We start from the raw sequence: 19690 nt of genomic DNA, 5'->3' as shown, positions 1-19690 counted from the left end.
GCGAAAACGAATCCTAAAACCAGAACGGCCCCGCAAAGGGGCCGTTCTGCCACGCATCACACCAGCGACATCACGCCCGCAACAACGCCGGCAGCCACAACGACAACGCCGGAAACAGCGTCACGATCATCAGCACGACGAAGCCCGCGATCCAGAACGGCCAGATCGTCCGCATGCTCTCGCCGACCGTGATCTTGCCGATCGCCGTGCCGATGAACAGGACCGAGCCGACCGGCGGCGTCACCAGGCCGAGCCCGCCCGCGAGCACCAGCACCAGCCCGAAATGGATCGGGTCGATGCCGTAGGCGCGCGCCACCGGCAGGAAGATCGGCGTGCAGATCAGGATCAGTGGCGCCAGGTCCATGAAGGTGCCGAGCAGCAGCAGCATGATGACGATCAGCAGCAGCACCGCGAGCTTGCTGTGCGCGAACGACTGCAGGAACTCGACCGCCGCGGCCGGCACCTGCAGGTACGCGAGCAGCCAGCCGAACACCGACGCGGTGGCGATGACGAACAGGATCACGCCGGTGCTGCGCGCCGCATGCGCGACCGTGCCGAGGAATTCGCGCAGGTCCAGCTGCCGGTACAGCACGGTCGTCACCAGCAGCGCGTAGACCACGGCGATCGCCGCACTCTCGACCGCGGTGAAGATGCCGGCGCGGATGCCGAAGAAGATCAGGCCGACCAGGCCCAGGCCCGGCAGCGCCGACACCAGTCGCAGCAACACGGCCCGCCACCCCGGGAAGATCTCGACCCCGTAGCCGCGATGGCGTGCGACCGCGTAGCCGGTGATCATCAGCACGACCGTCATCAGCAACGCCGGCACGATGCCCGCCGCGAACAGGTCGGCGATCGACAGGCCGCCACCGGCCGCCGCCGAGAACAGGATCAGGTTGTGCGACGGCGGCACCAGCAGCGCGACCAGCGCGGCGGTGATGCTGACGTTGACGGCGAAGTCGCGGTCGTAACCGCGTTTGACCATCTGCGGGATCATCGTGCCGCCGACCGCCGAGACGTCGGCGATCGCCGATCCCGATACACCGCCGAAGAACAGCGACGACAGGATCGACACCTGTCCCAGGCCGCCGCGGATGCGACCGACCAGCGACGAGGCGAGCGAGATCAGGCGCTCGGAAATGCCGCCGCGCATCATGATCTCGCCGGCGAAGATGAAGAGCGGGATCGCGATCAGCGAGGCCGAGCCGGTGCCGGCCGAAATCTGCTGCACCAGCACGATGCTCGGCAGATCCAGATACAGCAGCACCGCGAGCGCGGCCGCCGCGAGCGCGAACGCGACCGGCACGCCGATGATCAGCAGGCCGGCGAAGACGAGGAACAACAGGGCGATCGCCATCACAGGGCTCCTTCTTCGGTCGACGGCGTCGTGAACGCCTGTGCCAGGCGCAGCAGGGCGAACAGCACCATCAGCGCGCCGCCCAGCGACAGCGGCAGGTAGTTGATGCTCTGCGGAAGCGCCGCGCCGGCCGCCTTGATGTGCAGGCCGTCGAACAGCAGCACCGCCGCCCACCACGCGATGACCGCGCCGATGGCGACGATCACCAGCGGCACGATGACGTCGATGGCCCGTCGGAACGCCGGACGCACGTGGTCGTGCAGCAGGAAGAAACCGAAGTGGCGGTTGGTGTGCACGCCGGCGGCCGCCCCCAGGCTCATCGCCGTGGCCAGCAGCAGCAGCGTGACCGGCTCGGTCCAGCTCGGCGAATCATTGAGTACGTAGCGGGCGAAGACCTGCCAGCCCTGCACGACGACCAGCCCCAGCAGGGCGGTCGCGGCGATGGCGACGACGCCATTGGCGATCGCGTCGAGCAGGCGCTGCGCACCGCGCGCGCGTGGAACGGGTGTGACATCGGACATCTGGGGCTCCCGTAACATCAGGCGGAGTCGCGGATGCGACGGTAGAGGGACTGCAGCTCGGGCTGACGCAGGTAGCGCTCGCGCAGCGGCGCCGCGGCGGTGCGGAACGCGTCCATGTCGACATCGTTGAATTCGATGCCGTAGTCGCGGACCTGCTGGCGCGCCGCGCCTTCGGAGTCGTCCCACAGCCTGCGCATCACCGGCACCGAGGCGCGCGCCGTGTCGACCAGCAGGTCGCGGTCGCCCGGACGCAGCGCGTCGAGCGTGCGGCGCGAGATCAGCAGGATGTCGGGCGCATAGGAATGCTCGCTCTGCGACCAGTAGCGCGCAGCCTCGAAATGACGGCTCGAGTGGAAGCTGCGCATGTTGTTCTCGGCGCCGTCGATCATGTGCGTCTCCATGCCGGAGAACGTATCGCCGAGCGACATCGGCGTGGGATTCGCGCCGAGCAGGCGGATCAGGTCGATGAACATGTCGGACGACGCGACGCGCAGCTTCAGGCCATGCAGGTCCGCCGGGGTCACGATCGGATGGCGCGTGTTGTAGAAGCAGCGCGCGCCGCTGTCGTAGATCGCCAGGCCGACCAGGTCGCGGGTGCCGAAGCCGTCGAGCACGGTCTGCGCGATGCCGCCATCGAGCGCGTGGCGCATGTGCGCGACCGAATCGAAGGCGTACGGCAGGCACAGCGCGGTGGTCAGCGGGAACGCATTGTTGAGCGCGCCGGCATAGACGCGGGTCATGTCGATCGCACCGAAGCGCGCCATGTCGATCGCCTCCGACTCGCGGCCGAGCTGGCCGGAGTGGTACTGGCGCAGGCGTACGCGGCCATCGGTTTCGCGCGCCATGGTCTCGCCGATCCATTCGACCGCGGCCACCGTCGGGTAGCCGGCGACATGCACATCGGTCGCGGTCAGTTCGGTCACGCCCGCGTCGGCCCGGCCCATCAGCGGCAGCAACGGCGCCGCGCACAGGGCGCCGACGCCTGCGGCCAGGAATCCGCGCCGCGTGCTCATCGCGCGGTCACCGTCTGCGGCTGCGCCGCCGCGGCGACCGCGGTGATCTCGCCGTGGCCGACGAACACCACGCGGGCGCGCTGGCCGACGGTGATGTCGTGGATGCCGGTGGCATTGCCGGTCGCGATCAGGTCGCCGCGCTTCAGTGGCCGGCCGCGCCGCGCCGAACGCGACAGCGCGAACGCATAGGCGGCCAGCAGGCCGCCGGGCAACGTCGTCGCGCCGCCGGTGCCGACCTGCACGTCGTCGATGTAGCTGTGGGCGACGAGATCCTGTTCCGGGATCGCGCGCCAGTCGGTGATCTCGCCGCCCAGGATCAGGCCGTTGTTGTTGCCGAAATCGGAGACGACCACGCGCGGCCCGAGGATGTTGATCGTCGCCAGCGGGCTGCTCGCGATCTCGACACCGATGTGCAGCGTCGCCGGCACCTGCGCGGTGTCCTCCGGTGTCCACTCGAGCTTGTCGGCCGGTGCATCGACGTCGAGGCGCAGCACGTACTCGGCCTCGATCGCACCGAAGCCGCCCTCGAACACCGCGAATTCCGTCGCGTCGTCCGCATGCTGCAGCCTGCGCTGGAAGACCGGCCCCAGCAGCCGGTCGTCGCCGGAGGCATCGCGCTTTTCGGCAGCGATGTACCCGACCTTCCAGCCGACGACCGTGTCGTCCCAGCCGGCGATCGCCTGGTCCTGCACCGCGTAGGCGGCGACCAGGTCGCCGGGAATCTCGCCCGGAAACGCGTCGAGTGCGCGACCGTCGCGGCGCGCCTGCAGGAAGGCGTCGACGATGCCGTGGGTCGTATCCCCGGCGGTGGAATGCTCGTTGCCGTTGTTCAACGCGGTCTCCTGGCGAAGGTGATGCTGCGCCGCAGATCGCGGCCGCTGTCGATGTCTTGTATGGTAAACCGGTGTCATTTTCAATGTGCGGTGCGGCATAACGGCGCGCCCTTTCCACCTCGACCGGACGTCACGATGCGACCTCCCGCCCGCATGTGGTACTGCGGCTTTCTCGTAGGCGCGATGCTGGGATCCGCGTCGGCAATCGCCGGTGCGCCTGTCGGCCACGACGTGACCACGCCGCCGGTCGCGCGACCGGCAGCCGATGACGCCGTCCCGCGTCTCGCGCTGTGGCCCGGCGATCGCGCGGATGCCGGCGCCGGCCGCATCGTCGAGCGCAGCGAGGATCCGGCGCTGCCCGACCGCGTCATCGACGAGGTCCGCGCGCCCTACCTCGCGGTCTATGCGCCCGCGCGGCCGAACGGAACGGCCCTTCTGGTGACACCCGGCGGCGGCTACGCGCGCATCGTGCTCGACAAGGAGGGCACGGCGCTCGTCCCCGCATTCGTCGAGCAGGCGGGCATCACCCTGTTCGTGCTGCGCTATCGCCTGCCCGGCGGCGCGCATGCGGACGACGCCGACGCTCCGCTGGCCGATGCGCAGCGGGCGTTGCGCCTGATCCGCGCACAGGCGGCCGACTGGCACATCGCCCCCGACCGCGTCGGCGTCATGGGGTTCTCCGCCGGCGGCCACGTCGCCGCGCGCCTGGCGACGACGCACACCGCGGTCTACGCCCCGCGCGATGCGGTCGACGCCGGACCGGTGCGCCCGGATTTCGCCCTGCTGGTGTATCCGGTGATCTCGATGGCCCCCGACATCGCCCACGCCGGCTCGCGCACGCGGCTGCTCGGGCCGCATCCGACGCCCGCGCAGGCGTCCGCGCTGTCGCCGCAGCGGCAGGTCGATGCCCGCACGCCGCCGCTGTTCCTGCTGCATGCGCAGGACGACGACGTGGTGCCGGTCGCCAATACCCTCGCGATGCACGCCGCGGCGCTGGCCGTCGGCGTGCCGACCTCGCTGCACGTGTTTCCCTACGGCGGACACGGCTTCGGCATCCGCGGCGCGACCGGTGCGCTGGCGGCCTGGCCGGCGCTCGCCATCGACTGGATCCAGGAACGGACTGCACCATGACCTCATCTTCCATCGTCGACCCCACGCCCGCCGACCCCGGTCGCCGTCGCATGCTGCGCGCGGCCCTGCTGGCGGGTACCGCCGCCGCACTGCCGATCGCCCCGCTGTTCGCCGCGTCGCCGCCCGCGACCTCCGCGCGCGTGCGCGGCGGCCGCATCGGCGGCAGCGTCGAGGACGGCGTGCACGTGTTCCGCGGCATCCCCTACGGCGCCGACACCGCGCCGCGCCGGTTCCAGCCGGCGCTGCAGGAACCCGCCTGGCGCGGCGTCCGCGAGGCGCTCGATTATGGCGCCTCCGCGCCGCAACGCGGCGACGAAGGACCGGGCAGCGAGGACTGCCTGTTCGTCAACGTGTGGACGCCCGCGCTGCGCGACGGCGCGCGCCGCCCGGTTCTGGTCTACATCCACGGCGGCGGCTTCACGACCGGCTCCGGCAGCGACCCGCTCTACGACGGCGGCCACCTGTGCCGCCACGGCGATGTCGTCGTGGTGACGCTGAACCACCGGCTCAACGCGTTCGGCTATCTGCACCTGCGCGATCTCGGCGACGCGTCGCTGGCGCAGTCGGGCAACGTCGGCCAGCTGGACCTGGTGCAGGCACTGCAATGGGTGCGCCAGCACGCGGCCGAATTCGGCGGCGACGCCGGCAACGTCACGGTGTTCGGCCAGTCGGGTGGCGGCGCGAAGATCGCGACACTGATGGCGATGCCGAGCGCGCGCGGCCTGTTCCACCGCGCCTGGACGATGAGCGGCCAGCAGGTCACGGCCGCCGGCCCGCGCGCGGCGACCCAGCGCGCGGCGCTCTACCTGGACGCCCTCGGGCTGGCGCCCGGAGACGTCGACGCGCTGTGCACGCTGCCGATGCAGCGCCTGCTCGACGCGCAGACCGTCCGCGATCCGTCGCGGGTGGAACGCAGCGCGCTGTATTTCGGCCCGGTCGTCGACACCGTGACCCTGCCGCGGCATCCGTTCTGGCCCGACGCGCCGCCGCAGTCGGCCGACATCCCGCTGGTCGTGGGCAACACCCGCGACGAGACCCGCGCCTTCCTCGGCAACGATCCGGACCACTTCACGCTGGACTGGAACGCGCTGCCGGACAGGCTGCGCACGCAGCAGTTCGTGGATCTCGATCCCGATGTCGTCGTCGCGGAATACCGCCGGCTGTATCCGGACTACACGCCGTCGGAAGTGTTCTTCGCTGCGACGACGGCCGGCCGCTCCTGGCGCGGGGCGATCGAGGAACTCGAGGCGCGCGCACGCGCAGGACACAGGACCTGGGCCTACCAGCTGGACTGGTATCCCGACACCGAGGCGGGTCGGCGCAGCCGCGCTTTCCATACGCTCGACATCCCGCTGGTGTTCGGCAACACCGCCGTCGCCGGTGCGAAGACCGGCGACACGGCCGACGCGCGCGCGGTCGCGGCCGCGATGCGCGATGCGCTGCTCGCGTTCGCGCGCGACGGCGACCCCAACCACGCCGGCATGCCAAGCTGGGTCCCGTATTCGATGGCGGCGCGCGAGACCATGGTGTTCGATGGCGCGCCGCAACTCGAACACGACCCGCGCGGCGGCGAGCGCCGCCTCTACCAGCAGGCTCCGTTCGTCCAGAGGGGAACGCAATGATCCGACGCACCGCCGCACTGACGCTCGCCGCCGCGCTGTTCGCGGGCTGCGCGACGACCGCACCGGCCGATCCGGCCGCGATTGCACCGGTCTTCCGCCATGCCCCGCTGGTCCGCGACCTGTACATCGCCGATCCCTCGGCGCACGTGTTCGACGGCCGCGTCTACGTCTACGGGTCGCACGACGTGGACGAGCCGCCACTGGACGATGAACCCGGCAGCAGCTTCGTGATGCGCGATTACCGCGTGCTGTCGATGGACCGCATCGGCGGGCCGGTCACCGTGCATGCGCCGGGCCTGCGGCTCGAGGACGTGCCGTGGGCGGTCCGGCAACTGTGGGCGCCCGACGCGACCGAACGCGACGGCCGCTATTACCTGTATTTCCCGGCGAAGGACGCCGACGGGATCTTCCGCATCGGCGTCGCCGTCGGCGATCGCCCGGAAGGGCCGTTCACCGCACAGCCGACACCGATCCCCGGCAGCTACAGCATCGATCCGGCCGTGTTCGTCGACGACGACGGCGCGCGCTACCTGTATTTCGGCGGCATCCACGGTGGCCAGCTGCAGCGCTGGGTCTCGGGCACCTACGACGCCTCGAAGGGCGAGACCGACCTGCAGCAGCCCGATGCGCCGGCGCTGATGCCTCGGGTCGCGCGCCTGTCCGATACTCTGCTGTCGTTCGCCGAGACGCCGCGCGAGGTCCTGCTGCTCGACGCCTCGGGCGCGCCGCTGCGCGGCGGCGACGCCGACCGGCGTTTCTTCGAGGCGGCCTGGCTGCACCGGCACGACGGCCGTTACTACTTCACCTACTCCACCGGCGATACCCACACCATCGCCTATGCGACGGGCGACTCGCCGTACGGACCGTTCACGTATCGCGGTGTCGTGCTGACGCCGGTGCAGGGCTGGACCACGCACCACTCCATCGTCGAGGTCGACGGCCGCTGGCAGCTCTTCTATCACGACACCGAGCTGACGGACCGCACCCACCTGCGTAGCGCCAAGGTCGCCGAGCTGGTCCACGAGGCCGATGGCCGCATCCGCACGATCGATCCCTTCGTGCGCTGACGGCCGCGCCCAGGCGCGCGTCCCCACGTCCTGCTCCGGAGCTGTCTCCATGCGCCACCCGCGTCTGCCCACCCTCGGTCTGGCGCTGTGCCTGCCGTTCAACGCCATCGCAGCGGACGCTCCGGTGTCGCCGCCGGCCACGCCGATCCACGCCAGCAAGATCGTGCTCGTCGGCGATTCCACGACGGCCGTGCAAGGCGGCTGGGGCGGCGCATTCTGCGACCGCCACGTGGCCTCGCTCCTCGCCTGCGTCAACCTCGCGCGCGGCGGCCGCAGCACCGCCAGCTACCGCGCCGAAGGCGCCTGGGACATCGCCCTGCACGAGATGCGCGCCGGCCCGTTCGAAGCGGTCTACGTGCTGGTGCAGTTCGGCCACAACGACCAGCCGGGCAAGCCGGGCCGTTCGACCGATCTGGCGACCGAATACCCGCAGAACCTGCGCCGCTACGTCGCCGAGATCCGCGCCGCCGGCGCGCATCCGGTGCTGGTGACGCCGCTGACGCGACGGCAGTTCGAGGCCGGTCGCCTGCTCGACGATCTCGCGCCCTGGGCCGAGGCCACGCGCGTGGTCGCACGCGAGCTCGATGTCCCGCTGGTCGACCTGCACGCGCGCAGCCGCGATCTCGTGCAGGGCATGGGGCCGGTCCTGGCGATGCGCGCCGCGCAGCGACCTGCATCGCCCGGGCAGGTCGTTGCCGCGCAGGCCGGCACGACGATCGGCACGCCGCCCCCGGCCACGCCCGCAGCGGCAACGTCGGATGCGGCGATGACCGCCGTGCCCGCGCCCGTCGCCACGCAGGACAACGCCGCCGCCGAACCCATGGGCCAGGCCAGGCTGGCGTTTGACTACACCCATCTCGGCCCCGAAGGCGCCGCATTGTTCGCCGCGATCGTCGCCGACGAACTCGCGCAGCAGGTGCCGGCGTTGCGGCGGAACCTGATTCCATAGGCGCAGACGCCCGCAGGCCTGACGCGACGCCGGAAGCACGACAGTCCGGGCACAACGCGACCACTGACCGGTCCGCAACTTGCGTGCAGGAGCGCGCTTGCGCGCGAACGAGGCTCTACCGGGAACGCGGCATCGCGCGCGAGCGCGCTCCTACAGAAAATCGGTTTCCCCGCAGGCAAGCGCTCGCGCGATAGCCGCGCTACCGGAGCACGCTCCCGCGTGCGCGTGCGCGCGCATGCCGGAACGGCCGCAGGCACTCACGCCTCTGCGCGGCCATCCCGCGCCGCGTTCCCGTCCATCGGCCCGATGCCACCCGCGCGCCCGCGCGGATCGCCGTCCCCTCGGTCCGAAGACCGCACGGACGGCCTGCATCAACGCACGTCGGCGACGTTGTTGCGCCGCGTGATTTCCTCGCCATCCGCCGGCAGCGCGATGCGCACGCGGCCGCCGCGCGGATCGACACCCGCTGCAGGCGCGAGCCGCAGCGTCGCGTTGCGCGGGCGCAGATCGAGCGGCGCATCGAGCGCGGGGATCTCGGCTCGCGCGAGTTCCCGGCCGCGCGCGTCCTCGAGGATCGCGACACCACCTGCGGCATCCGCATGGCCGAGACTGTGCACCGTCACCTCGACCGCACCGTCGACCACGCGCACGTCGCCGCGACCGATGCCGATGTCGGCACGCGTTTCCACCGGCGTACCGGCTTCGACCAGCTCGAACTCGAACACCTGGGTCTGGCCAGCGGCGAACGCCAGATCCACCGACCTGCTGGATTCCAGCGTCACCTCGCGCGTCTGCGCGCGACCGTCGATGGCCTCGTCGCCAGTGCGGTCCACGCCGCTGGTGATGCGCCAGCGGCCGGGCGCGACGTTCCAGCCCGTCATCGCCACCTCGGCACCGCGCGCGCCGGTGTTGTGGGCGATGACCTTGAACGCCTCGCGCGACGGCGCCGACACCAGCAGCGCAACGGTTTCCGCCTGCGCGTCGTCGGCGAAACGCCAGCTCACCGTGTGGCCCGGATACGTGGTGTTGCGCTTGAGCGCGAGCCCGCCCAGACGCGCGCGCTGCAGGAATTCGCTGGGCGCCTCGACACGATCCGACCACCAGTGGCCTTCGGTGTTCATGTATTCGCGCATCGCCTTGGCCTGGATGCCCTCGGCATGCAGTGCTTCCAGATAGGCCTTGTCGCCGGTCTGCTGCCAGGCGAACACGCTCTGCACGCCGGTGTCGCCGCTGTCGGCCGACTGCTGCAGGCGCTTGCCCCAGTCCTCGCGCCTGCCGAGCACGTCGACGTAGTTCTCGGCCAGATTCGACAGACCCGCCGGCCCGCTGCGGTCCACGCGGTACTGCAGCGGCTGCAGGTACTTGGCGTCCCCGGTCCAGCGCCACGCCGCCCAGTAGAGGTGCATGGTGTCGGCGCCACCGGAACCGTCGAACAGATCGCCGCCGCGGCGCTCGCCCGTCGCCCAGTTGATCTCGTTCGGCAGCTGCCAGGCGCCCTTGTCGTCGGTGTAGGCGTGGGCGAGATAGCCATCGGCCAGGCCGGTGATCATCGCGCGGCTGGTCGGATCGGCATTGAACACGCCGAGCACGAAGGCCGGATGCAGCACCGGGAACGAATACGGCTTCTGCCACTGCCAGCGCGGCTCGCGGTAGACCTTGTTGCCGCCGAACCAGTTGCTCGAGAACAGCACGTGGCCCTGCGGATTGCGCAGCACGATCTTCTCGTCGAGATCGCGCACGGTGTCCATCAGCCGCGTCATGCTCAGCGGATCGCCCCAGTTGAGCAGCACCATCGCGCTGTTGGTGTTGATGCCTTCCTCGTAGGCGTGCAGCTCGTCGGTCTCGATCTTCGACAGGCCGCCGGCGAACATGTCGTTGGCGTACGCCGCGTCGGCCAGCGCGGTGATCGAGGCGTTGAGCTTGTCGGGGATCACGCCCATCAGCGCCAGGCCCGGCCACTGCTGCGACAGATCGCTGTCGTCGGAAATGCCGCCGCCGAAATCGCCGTATTCCACCTGGCGCTCGTCGATCCACCACTCGACGAAGCGGCGTACGGCCTTGAGATCCTCGAGCTGGCGGAAGGCCCACAACGGCACGCCTTCGGGCGGTTCGGGCTGCTCGAACGGCGGCCGGCCCTGGCTGTTGTAGCTCATGTAGTTCCAGTACAGCCGGCCGAGCGCGTGGCCCGGGTCGACGCGCAGCAGATCGCTGATGTCCGCATACGCACGCGCGTACAGGCGCTGGCGCTTGGACGTCGTGTGTTCCTCGACCAGAAAGCCCCAGTTGTCGCGGACCTGGTTGAAGCGATCAGTGACGTGCTCGGCAATCGCCTCGTCGCGCGGCTTGTAGACCATGCGCACTTCGGCGCCGTCGAGCGCGGCCGCATCGAAGCCCGGTGCGGCCGAGGCGATGCTGATCCACAGGCTGTCGTCGGTGAGAATGCGGTCGCGCAGATCCAGCCACAGCGTGCGCGCCTCGCCCGGGCGCACCGACACCGACACGTCGATCATGTCGCGCGCCGGCCAGATCGGATCCTTGATGCGGATGTTGAGCGGGATCGCCGGCGCGCCGTCGACGGTGTGCGTCGCCGGCAGGTCCAGCGCGGGAATGTCGATGGCGATGCCGTCGAGCCCGTCGTACATGTTCTCCCAGCTGTGCGCCCAGCTGCGGATCAGCGGCTGCGCGGCGGGCGCATCGCCGATGCCGGACGGAACCAGCACGTGCACGACCGGCTGCGTGGCCGCTGCCGACGGCGTCGCCCCGCGCGCGCGGAACGCCGCGCGGCCCGGCAGCGCCAGCACCGTGCTGCGTTCGTCCGGTGCGAAGCGGCCGTCGATGAAGGCGCGCAGGTCGGCGAGATTGGTGTAGTCGACCTCGGCGTTGCTGCGGATCGTGTAGGCCTGCGTGACCGAGCCTTCCGGCTCGGCGGCATCGCTGACGTGATAGGCCCAGATTTCCTGGATCGGGGTTTCCTGCGCGGTGTTGGCGAAGCGCAGATGGCCGCCCTGCTTCGTCTCGAAGCTGTCGACGCTGCGTACCACACCCTGCGGCCGCGAGAACAGCGCCTGCCGGTCGTCGTCACCGGTGCCGTACGTCGCCTCGCCGTAGGCCGCGCCGCGGATCTCGACCCGATTGACCGGCTCGTCGGGCAGCGTCAGATCGAGCGCCTTGCCGCCGTCGACATAGGTGTCCCAGTCGGGCAGCTGGAAGTAGTCGTCGCGCCCGCGCAGCCGCGAGCGGTTGTAGACGCCCGGCCACGTGGTTTCGGCGATGCCGTCGGTGGCCTTCCACATCCACTGCTTCAGGTCCCTGGTGTCGGTGAATTCGATCTTGCGGATCGATGTCGTCGGCGTGGCCAGCAGCGGCGGCGCCGCGCCGTCCTGCCAGCCGTGGCGGAACGCCCACGCCGCAGCCCGATCGCCATCACCGACGGCGCTCGTCGGTGCGCGGAAGCTGCGCAAGGCCTGCACGCTTGCCGCGTCGAGCATCCGGTCGTAGATGCGGATGTCGTCGAAATCGCTGCCACGCAGGAAGTTGTAGCGGCTCTGCACCTGGTGCGGCGCCAGCACGCGCGCCGCGAGGCCGAACTGGTCGAGGCCCGCGTCGTAGTCGAACGAGGCCTGCGCGTTCGCCGGACGATCCTCGCGCGCGACTTCGCGGCCGTCGATGTACAGGCGCACGCCGACCGCCTCGTCCCACGCGAACGCGACGTGGGTCCACGCGTCGGGCGCCGGCAGCGCGTCGAGTCGGAACGACACGCGCGAACGCGCGAGATTCGCATCGGTGACGAAGGCATCGAAGCCGTGCCCGTTCCAGTCGATGCGCAGCCAGGCCATGTCCCAGCTGCTGTGGTCGGCGTAGCCGACGCGGAAGATCACGAACGGCGCCTCGCCGACCGCGTCGCGCGAGCGCCAGAAGAAGCCGAGGGTGCCGCGCTGCGCCTGGATGTTGCCGGGCGCGTCCCAGGCCAGCACGCCGTCATCGTCCCATTCGATCGCACCGCCACGCACGCCGCTGTCGACCAGTCGCACCTTGTCCTTGAAGTTCGGCACCGGCTCGCCGGCCGCGGTGTCGGCGACGACATCCTGATCGGCCGACACGTGGAACAGCAGGGTCGGCGCGGCATCGGCCGCGAACGCGGGCGTGGACAGCGCCAGCGCGAACGCGGTGGCGAGGACGGATCTGCGGAGCTGGCTCATGGATTCCCCTTGCACAAGAACAACAGGTCGGCGGCCATGCCGGGCGACGACGTCAGGTGCGCGCACGGCGCATTATCGGCGCGCGTCACCGCGCCGGTCCGGGCCGAGCACCAGCGCGGCAGATCGCGCGGCAGCAGCATCTCCGGCCAGGTGCCATGCCGGACGTCGCTGTCACGGCGCTGGCCGGACCGCGTATCCAGCGTAACGAGCGACCGTCGCGGTCGCCCGACCGCACGTGGCGAAAGACGCGCCCCCGCATCCGCCGCAGTCGCGACGGATGCGGGTGACGCTGGGAGTCGATGAGAGCGGGCCCGTGTGTCGACGTCGCGCCTGTCGTCCGCGACATCGCGAGGGCCGTGCGGCACGGACCGGAACGGCGAGAGCGCTGGTTGCGGGCGTCGCGATGTCGAGACGTCACGGGCGCCGGAGGATGCGTGCCGGTCACGGCCGACAACACGGCACGCGGATGACGGTGCGCGCGCCGGCTCCGTCGTCGACGCCCTCGCCCCGGTGACGCATCGCAACGCCAGGGCTGGAATCGACATCGCGGCGTCGGAACACGGCGGCGGGGCGATCCCGCGGCGGGCGTGGCAGACGGAGGGACGGCATGGGTTCGCTCTCCAGGAAGGCCGGCGCGCGTCTTCGGGACGACCGGGACGAGACGACAATGGGGCGACGCAACGCCGCACACGGGAAATGACACCGATGGTCATTCGGGGCGCCAACGTAACAGCCGCGCCTGACGAGAGCATCTTGCAGCGCAACACACCGGGAGCTTGGACACACGCGTTTCCGCCTGCACCCCACGAGACGGCGATGCCGAAATCCTGCGTGGATGCGTTCGTTCCGCGCGTCCACGGGATGCGGGTATCGCATCCGCGGGCCCGTTTGCGGGTGCGGTCGAAAGAGCGCGCGGCACGACGGCGCCACGGATCCTCGCGATCGCAGTCGCCGTCGCACGTCAAAAGAAAGGCCGGGACGTCGCCGCCCCGGCCTCGTGTTCCGCCCGGATCGCGGATCAGAACTTGTAGCGCAAGCCCAGCAGGTACTGGCGACCGGTTTCGCTGTAATCCAGCGGCAGGCGCGAGCTTGCGCCGACCCACGATGCAGACGGCTCGTTGGTCAGGTTGATGCCCTCCAGGCTCAGTTCGATCTGATCGCTGATGCGATAGCGCAGCGACGCGTCGATCGTCGTCGTGCCGTCCTGGCCATGCACGTCCTCGTTGAAGCCCTGCTCCGTGCCCGGCACCTGCAGCAGGTAGTCGTCGCGGTTGGTCGCCGAGACGCGGCCGGAGAACGCCGTGCCTTCGTAGTACAGCGTCGCGTTCCACGCGTGCTTGGACAGGCCGACGAGATCGGTCTCCAGCGAGCTCGCGCCGGAAGGCAGCACGTACTGGATCTGCGAGTCGACGTAGGTGTAGTTGAGCTGCGCGCCGAAGTTGCTCCAGAGGCCCGACAGGAACGTGAAGGGCTGGGTGTAATTGGCCTCGAAGCCCTTCAGCTCGCCGCCCGGCGTGTTGAGCGGGACACTGAAGACGAAGTCGTCGTTGACAGTCGCGCCGGTACCCTCGAGCAGGCTGGCCGGCAGGCCGCTGGACGCGTAGCTGCGCACTTCGCGCGTGGTCTGCACGAAGGTTTCGATGTCCTTCCAGAACAGGCCCAGGCCCAGCATCGCGCCCTCGTCGAAGTACCACTCGAACCCGAGGTCGACGGTGTTGGCACGGATCGGATCGAGCGCCGGGTTGCCGCCGCTGACCGTACGCGCGCCGCCGCTGACGTTGACCGTCACGCCGGGCGTCAGGAAGCCGAGGCCCGGACGCGACATCACTTTCGCCGCGCCCAGACGGACCAGGAAGTCCGGGGTGACTTCGGCGACGAGGTTCATCGACGGCAGCGTGTCGCTGTACTCGCGCGATACCGTCGACACCACCGGGCTGCCGCTGGCCGTCGCGGTACCGGTCGAGGTCTGCGTGGTCTGCACGTAGCGCACGCCGAAGTTGCCCGAGAACGGGATCGCACCGAGGTCGGTCGAGAACTCGCCCTGCAGGTAGACGCCGCGGTCCTCTTCCTCGACGCTGCGGCTGTTGAGCGCACGCTCGTTGAGGGCGAACGCGCCGGAGTTGCTGTAGATGTCGAAGAACTCGGCGATGCTGTTGAAGTTCGGCACGACCCACGTGCCCGGCGAGCCGTCGATGCCGCTGAGGCTGGCCTGCCCGGTCAGTTCCGCCGGCACGATGTAGCTGCCGTCGGCGAAGGTCGGCACGCCGGTCATCGATTCCGTCGAGCGGCGCAGCTCGCGGGTCGAGAACGTGTAGTCCTTGGCCTGCACGCCACCCTTGAGGCGGAAGCCCGGGCTGATGTTCCAGTTGAAGTCCAGCTGCGCGGTGTCGAACTCGTTCTCGACGTACTGCGGGCGGATGCGGATCTCGGCCAGCGTCCAGCCGTTCGGATCGGTGGGATCGATGCCGTAGTTGAGCACCGGCTTGTAGCGGTCGCCGCGGTAGTCGTAGCTGTAACCGTCGACGTTGGTCTTGTCCATGATGATCGTCGTCTGGATCGGATTCTCGTGCTCCGACGACGAGGTGCCGACCTTGCCGGAGATCGTGAAGTCGTCGGTGACGTCGAACTTGCCGTCGAGCGTCAGCTGCGTGAACACCGTATTCCACTCGTCGTGGCGGTTTTCCGAGCGGATGTCGACATTGTCGAACTCGCCGTAGACCAGCGCGCCGCTGTCGTCGACTACGCCGTCCTGGACGATCGTTTCCGGCTTGCCGGCACCGCTACGGCTGAACGAGATCGCTTCGATGTACTTCTCGTCGCGGATCGCGTCGATCTTCGAGTACAGCCCATCGAGCGCGAATTCCAGGCGGTCGGTCGGCTTGAACTGCAGCGACGCGGTAACGCCGGTGCGCTCCTGCTCGTGCTCCATCAGCGTGTAACGCGGGAAGCGCGGATGGAAGGTGTCTTCCGACAGCGCCGGTGTGAACGGCGAGTCCGGGCTGAAGCCGCCGTTGCTCGGACCGTTGGCCCAGCGGCCGCTGCCGGAGCCCTCTTCGAGCGCCTGGCGCTCGGTGTAGGCCACGGAGAGCAGCGCGCCGAACTTGCCGTCGGCCCAGGTGTTGGAGATCAGGCCCGCGAGGCGCGGATCGGCCTTGCCGGCCATGTCGCTGTAGCTGGCCTGGCCGCTGGTGACCAGGGTGAAACCGTCGTAGTCGAAGGGACGCGCAGTGCGCAGGTCCACCGTCGCGCCGAGCGAGCCTTCCTCGACGTCGGCCGATGCGGTCTTGCGCACGATCAGCTGCGAGAACAGGTCGGATGCGAACACGTTGAAGTCGAAGCCGCGGCCGCGGTTGGAACCGCCGGACTGGTCGGACGCACCGACCGTGGTCAGCGCTTCCATGCCGTTGATGCGCACGCGGGTGCGAGATCGCACGACCCTCGCCTGCGTCGCGGGTGATGACGACGCCGGGAATGCGCTGCAGCGATTCGGCGAGGTTGAGGTCGGGGAACTTGCCGATGTCCTCGGCGACGATCGCGTCGACCACGCCGGCTTCGCCGCGCTTGATGTCCAGCGCGCGCTCGACGGACGCGCGGTAGCCCTGCACGCGCACCGTCTCCAGCTGGACCGCGCCGTCCTGCGGCGCCGTTTCCGCGATGTCGGTGTCGGCGTCCTGGGGCGCCGGCGCGGGCGTCTGCGCGAAGGCCGGCATGGCGGCCACCTGCAAGGCCAGCGCGATGCCCGTGGCGAGCAAGGTAACCGGTGTCTTTTTCGTACGGAGTGCGTGACGCATCGTGTTCCCCTCCCAGGGTTCCAACGTGACGAGCGCGCGCCTTGACGGCCGGATCGCGCTTGCTATGGTGTTCGCCGGCGCCCGAATGACACCGCGGGCCAAACGCTAGCAGAAGGCTTCCGGGGAAGCATGTTGCGGCGCGACATCCTCCAGGCCGCGCACACTGTCGGCCTCGACTCGAAAGGACGACAGCGATGGGCAAACGAATCCTGTGTTTCGGCGAACTGCTGCTGCGCCTGGGCGCCCCGGGACGCGAACCGCTGCTGCAGACGCGCGCCCTGCAGGTGCACGTCGGCGGCGCAGAAGCGAACGTCGCGGTCTCGCTGGCGCGCTTCGGGCACGACAGCGCGATGGCCGGCACCGTCGCCGACAACGCGCTCGGTGTCGCGGCGCTGGGCGAGCTGCGCCGGTACGGCGTCGATGTCTCGCGCGTGCGCCAGGTCGCCGGTCGCATGGGGCTGTACTTCCTCGCGACCGGCGCGGGCGTGCGCCCGAGCGACGTCGTCTACGACCGCGCGGGTTCCGCGTTCGCGCATGCCTCGCCCGATGCCTACGACTGGCCGGCGCTCGTCGACGGCGTCGACTGCCTGCACGTGTCCGGCGTCACGCCCGCGGTCGGTGCGTTCTGCGCGCGATCCGCGGTCGATGCGGTGCGCGCGGCGCGGGCGGCGGGCGCACTGGTCTCGTTCGACGGCAATTTCCGTCCGCGGCTGTGGGCGACCTGGGACGGCGCCCCGGACCAGCTGCTGCGCGCCCTGCTGGCGGAGGCCGATCTCGCCTTCATCGACCATCGCGACATCGACCTGGTGCTCGGCGTGGAGGCGGACGCCGATGCCGGTGCGCCGTCGATCGAGCGCACCCTGGCGGCCGCGCAGCGTGCGTTCGCAGCCTTCCCGCACCTGCAGCGGCTGGCCTGCACGCAGCGCGTGATCCACACCGTCGACGCGCAGACACTGGGCGCCCTGCTCGTCCATCGCGACGGCAGCGTGCACCGCATCGCGCCGCAGCCGGTCGACGGCATCGTCGACCGCATCGGCGGTGGCGACGCATTCGCCGCCGGCGTGCTCCACGGGGTGCTGTCGGGCATGGACGATGCCGCGGCGCTCGCGTTCGGTCACGCGGCGGCGCGCCTGAAGCACAGCATCCCGGGGGATTTCAATCTCGTCGGCGTGGACGATGTCGCCGCGCTGGTCGGCGACGGGCGCCTCGACGTCAGGCGCTGAGTCCGGCCGCGACGCGCGCGCAGGCCCTGGACCGCGCGCCGTTGCAGCGCGCGGTCCGGTCGTCTCAGAGCTCGCAGAAGCAGTAGGCGATCGCCTTGGCCGGCTTGCCCGGGGTCGGCGTCATCACGCCTTCCAGCAACTGCAGGTCGTACTCGGCGCGAGGCACGACGCGCGCCAGCAGGTCGCGCGCGAATGCGCTCTCGCCGCCCAGCAGCGCCTGACCCAGGCTGCCGCCGATGAAACCCGACAGGAAGCGCCCGAACGGCGTCGCGGCCTTCTCGACGTAACGCACGCGCCAGTTGCCTTCGGTGCTCAGACCGGCCAGTTCCGCGGCCTTGTCCGTCGCCATGCGCAGGCCGCCGAGCTCGTCGACGAGCCCGCGCTCCAGCGCCTGGGTCCCGCTCCAGACGCGGCCACGCGCGACCTCGTCGATCTGCGCCACGTCGCGCTCGCGCGCCTCGGCGACCTTGCCGATGAAGTTGCGGTAGCCGCGGTCGATGACCGACTGGATCACCTGCCCGACCTCGGGATCGAGCTCACGCGACAGGTCGAAGGCGCCTGCGAAGCGGGTCGTGCCGACGCCGTCGGTGCGCACGCCGATCTTCTCCAGCGTGCGCGGGAACGTCGGCACCAGCGCGAAGATGCCGATGGAGCCGGTGATCGTCGACGCGTCGGCGTAGATGCGATCGGCGTTCATGCTGACCCAGTAGCCGCCCGATGCGGCGACGTCGCCCATCGACACCACGACCGGCTTGCCGGCGGCCTGCAGTGCCTCGACCTCGCGGCGGATCTGCTCGGATGCGAAGACTTCGCCGCCGCCCGAATCCACGCGCAGCACGACGGATTTCACGTGCTCGTCGTCGCGCGCTTCGCGCAGCAGGGCCGACGTCGACTCGCCGCCGATCGTGCCGGGCGGCTGCTCGCCGCCGGTGATGCCGCCCTCGGCGACGACGACGGCCACGGTGTCGCGGCGGTCGGCAGCCCCGAGCGTCGGCTCGACATGCGCGAGGTACTCGCCCATCGAGATCTGGCGGAAGCCGCCTTCGGCGTCCTCGTCGGCGACGCCGCGTTCGACCAGCAGGTTCTCGATCTCCTCGCGCGTCTTCAGGCCGTCGATCAGCTTGTGGTCCAGCGCGTACTGGGCGAGATCGCCGCCCGCCGCGGCGATGCCGGCCGGCAGCGCGTCGATGTCGGCATTGATGGTCGCCGGATCGAGACCGCGCGCGGCGGCGATGTCGGCGATGTGCCGCTGCCAGATGTCGTTCATCCAGTACAGGTCGGCTTCCTTGGCCTCCGGCGACGCGCCGTCGAGAATGTAGGGCTCGGCGGCGGACTTGTATTCGCCGACCTTGAACAGGTGCATGTCGACTTCGAGCTTGTCGGCCAGTGCCTCGCGGTAGTACTGGCGGTAGCCGCTGAGGCCCTCGAGCATCAGTCCGCCTTCGGGATCGAGATAGATCTCGTCGGCCTGCGCGGCGAGCAGGTACTGCTGCTGGCCGTAGTACTCGCCGTAGGCCACGACCTGTTTGCCGGCCGCGCGCACCGCGGCGATCGCGTCGGCGACCTCGCGCATCGATGCATAGCCGGAGAACGTCAGGCGGTCGGTCCGCAGCAGCACGCGCTCGATGCGGTCGTCCTCGCGCGCGGCGTCGAGCGCGCGCAGCAGATCGCGCAGCTGCACTTCGCCCACGCCGCTGCCGCTGTTCTCGGCCAGCGCGCGCATGAAGGGATCGGTGCGGTACTGCTCGACCAGGGCGCCTTCGGGCGCGAGCACCAGCGTCGAGCGTTCCAGCAGCGGCGCCGGGCGGGAACCGCCGCCGATGATGGCGAACAGCACGATCAGCGCGACCAGGAAGATCAGGCCGAAGAACAGCAGGTTCAGCGCCAGCCGGCGGATGAAGTTCATGCCGTCCCAGAGGCCGACGAAGAAACGCGACAGCGGGGCGCGGGGGGGTGGGACGGTACTCATGCGGGGGTGCGACTCCAT

The 19690-nt window shown here is 70.2% G+C and carries 12 protein-coding genes and 1 pseudogene; 5 read left to right on the top strand and 8 right to left on the bottom strand.

Annotation, left to right across the window (positions count from 1 at the left end):
* Positions 1-70 precede the first annotated feature (70 nt).
* The 4 genes from CJ022_RS05615 to CJ022_RS05600 are packed head-to-tail and all read right to left on the bottom strand — an operon-like array spanning position 71 to position 3721.
* The gene (locus CJ022_RS05615; RefSeq protein WP_101925689.1) at positions 71-1354 is read right to left on the bottom strand and encodes a TRAP transporter large permease; all 1284 of its coding nucleotides are present in this window, start codon (positions 1352-1354) and stop codon (positions 71-73) included.
* On the bottom strand, positions 1354-1893 hold the full coding sequence (locus CJ022_RS05610) for a TRAP transporter small permease (RefSeq protein ID WP_425490827.1): 540 nt from the start codon (positions 1891-1893) through the stop codon (positions 1354-1356). Before CJ022_RS05610 ends, CJ022_RS05615 begins: the two co-directional genes overlap by 1 nt.
* Positions 1893-2888 carry a TRAP transporter substrate-binding protein gene (locus tag CJ022_RS05605; protein WP_101925687.1) on the bottom strand — a complete coding sequence of 332 codons (996 nt, stop codon included), beginning with the start codon at positions 2886-2888 and terminating at the stop codon, positions 1893-1895. The genes CJ022_RS05610 and CJ022_RS05605 overlap by 1 nt, the downstream gene beginning before the upstream one ends.
* Entirely contained in the window at positions 2885-3721 is an 837-nt protein-coding gene (locus tag CJ022_RS05600) for a 2-keto-4-pentenoate hydratase (protein ID WP_233198619.1), read from the bottom strand. Before CJ022_RS05600 ends, CJ022_RS05605 begins: the two co-directional genes overlap by 4 nt.
* 135 nt (positions 3722-3856) lie before the next feature.
* On the opposite strand from CJ022_RS05600, the gene CJ022_RS05595 reads away from it, so the two are divergent.
* From CJ022_RS05595 to CJ022_RS05580, 4 genes are read left to right on the top strand one after another with little or no spacing between them, the layout of a single operon-like run.
* Positions 3857-4852, top strand: a complete 996-nt coding sequence (locus CJ022_RS05595) for an alpha/beta hydrolase (RefSeq protein ID WP_233198618.1) — start codon at positions 3857-3859, stop codon at positions 4850-4852.
* Positions 4849-6474 carry a carboxylesterase/lipase family protein gene (locus CJ022_RS05590; protein ID WP_101925686.1) on the top strand — a complete coding sequence of 542 codons (1626 nt, stop codon included), beginning with the start codon at positions 4849-4851 and terminating at the stop codon, positions 6472-6474. The genes CJ022_RS05595 and CJ022_RS05590 overlap by 4 nt, the downstream gene beginning before the upstream one ends.
* The gene (locus tag CJ022_RS05585) at positions 6471-7541 is read left to right on the top strand and encodes a glycoside hydrolase family 43 protein (RefSeq protein ID WP_101925685.1); all 1071 of its coding nucleotides are present in this window, start codon (positions 6471-6473) and stop codon (positions 7539-7541) included. Before CJ022_RS05590 ends, CJ022_RS05585 begins: the two co-directional genes overlap by 4 nt.
* Positions 7542-7590: 49 nt before the next feature.
* Complete coding sequence (locus tag CJ022_RS05580) at positions 7591-8490, top strand: rhamnogalacturonan acetylesterase (protein ID WP_101925684.1); 900 nt, start codon at positions 7591-7593, stop codon at positions 8488-8490.
* A 371-nt stretch (positions 8491-8861) separates the two neighbouring features.
* Here CJ022_RS05580 and CJ022_RS05570 read toward each other — a convergent pair whose 3' ends face one another.
* The 3 genes and pseudogenes from CJ022_RS05570 to CJ022_RS05565 form a co-directional block, all read right to left on the bottom strand.
* Positions 8862-12689 carry a LamG-like jellyroll fold domain-containing protein gene (locus tag CJ022_RS05570; protein ID WP_101925682.1) on the bottom strand — a complete coding sequence of 1276 codons (3828 nt, stop codon included), beginning with the start codon at positions 12687-12689 and terminating at the stop codon, positions 8862-8864.
* Positions 12686-12829, bottom strand: coding sequence for a hypothetical protein (locus CJ022_RS17035; RefSeq protein WP_158238360.1), 144 nt, complete (start codon positions 12827-12829; stop codon positions 12686-12688). The genes CJ022_RS05570 and CJ022_RS17035 overlap by 4 nt, the downstream gene beginning before the upstream one ends.
* A gap of 878 nt (positions 12830-13707) precedes the next feature.
* A pseudogene (locus CJ022_RS05565) lies at positions 13708-16480 on the bottom strand (TonB-dependent receptor).
* A gap of 194 nt (positions 16481-16674) precedes the next feature.
* Between CJ022_RS05565 and CJ022_RS05560 the strand changes: the two are divergent.
* Positions 16675-17703, top strand: coding sequence for a sugar kinase (locus tag CJ022_RS05560; RefSeq protein ID WP_101925681.1), 1029 nt, complete (start codon positions 16675-16677; stop codon positions 17701-17703).
* A 64-nt stretch (positions 17704-17767) separates the two neighbouring features.
* Here the strand turns inward: CJ022_RS05560 and sppA are convergent, their stop codons facing one another.
* Entirely contained in the window at positions 17768-19672 is a 1905-nt protein-coding gene (sppA, locus tag CJ022_RS05555; RefSeq protein WP_101925680.1) for a signal peptide peptidase SppA, read from the bottom strand.
* Positions 19673-19690 lie beyond the last annotated feature (18 nt).

The sequence above is a fragment of the Luteimonas rhizosphaerae genome (genome assembly GCF_002849595.1).
GTDB lineage: Bacteria > Pseudomonadota > Gammaproteobacteria > Xanthomonadales > Xanthomonadaceae > Luteimonas > Luteimonas cellulosilyticus.
Note: the sequence above shows the minus strand (reverse complement) of the source record. Positions and strands in the feature narration are given on the sequence as shown.

What these genes read in the sequence shown, in the direction of transcription:
- CJ022_RS05615 (WP_101925689.1), bottom strand. Translation starts at nt 1,354, where the DNA reads ATGGCGATCGCCCTGTTGTTCCTCGTCTTCGCCGGCCTGCTGATCATC.
- sppA (WP_101925680.1), bottom strand. Translation starts at nt 19,672, where the DNA reads ATGAGTACCGTCCCACCCCCCCGCGCCCCGCTGTCGCGTTTCTTCGTC.
- CJ022_RS05585 (WP_101925685.1), top strand. Translation starts at nt 6,471, where the DNA reads ATGATCCGACGCACCGCCGCACTGACGCTCGCCGCCGCGCTGTTCGCG.
- CJ022_RS05590 (WP_101925686.1), top strand. Translation starts at nt 4,849, where the DNA reads ATGACCTCATCTTCCATCGTCGACCCCACGCCCGCCGACCCCGGTCGC.
- CJ022_RS05610 (WP_425490827.1), bottom strand. Translation starts at nt 1,893, where the DNA reads ATGTTACGGGAGCCCCAGATGTCCGATGTCACACCCGTTCCACGCGCG.
- CJ022_RS05570 (WP_101925682.1), bottom strand. Translation starts at nt 12,689, where the DNA reads ATGAGCCAGCTCCGCAGATCCGTCCTCGCCACCGCGTTCGCGCTGGCG.
- CJ022_RS17035 (WP_158238360.1), bottom strand. Translation starts at nt 12,829, where the DNA reads ATGCTGCTGCCGCGCGATCTGCCGCGCTGGTGCTCGGCCCGGACCGGC.
- CJ022_RS05580 (WP_101925684.1), top strand. Translation starts at nt 7,591, where the DNA reads ATGCGCCACCCGCGTCTGCCCACCCTCGGTCTGGCGCTGTGCCTGCCG.
- CJ022_RS05560 (WP_101925681.1), top strand. Translation starts at nt 16,675, where the DNA reads ATGGGCAAACGAATCCTGTGTTTCGGCGAACTGCTGCTGCGCCTGGGC.
- CJ022_RS05605 (WP_101925687.1), bottom strand. Translation starts at nt 2,888, where the DNA reads ATGAGCACGCGGCGCGGATTCCTGGCCGCAGGCGTCGGCGCCCTGTGC.
- CJ022_RS05595 (WP_233198618.1), top strand. Translation starts at nt 3,857, where the DNA reads ATGCGACCTCCCGCCCGCATGTGGTACTGCGGCTTTCTCGTAGGCGCG.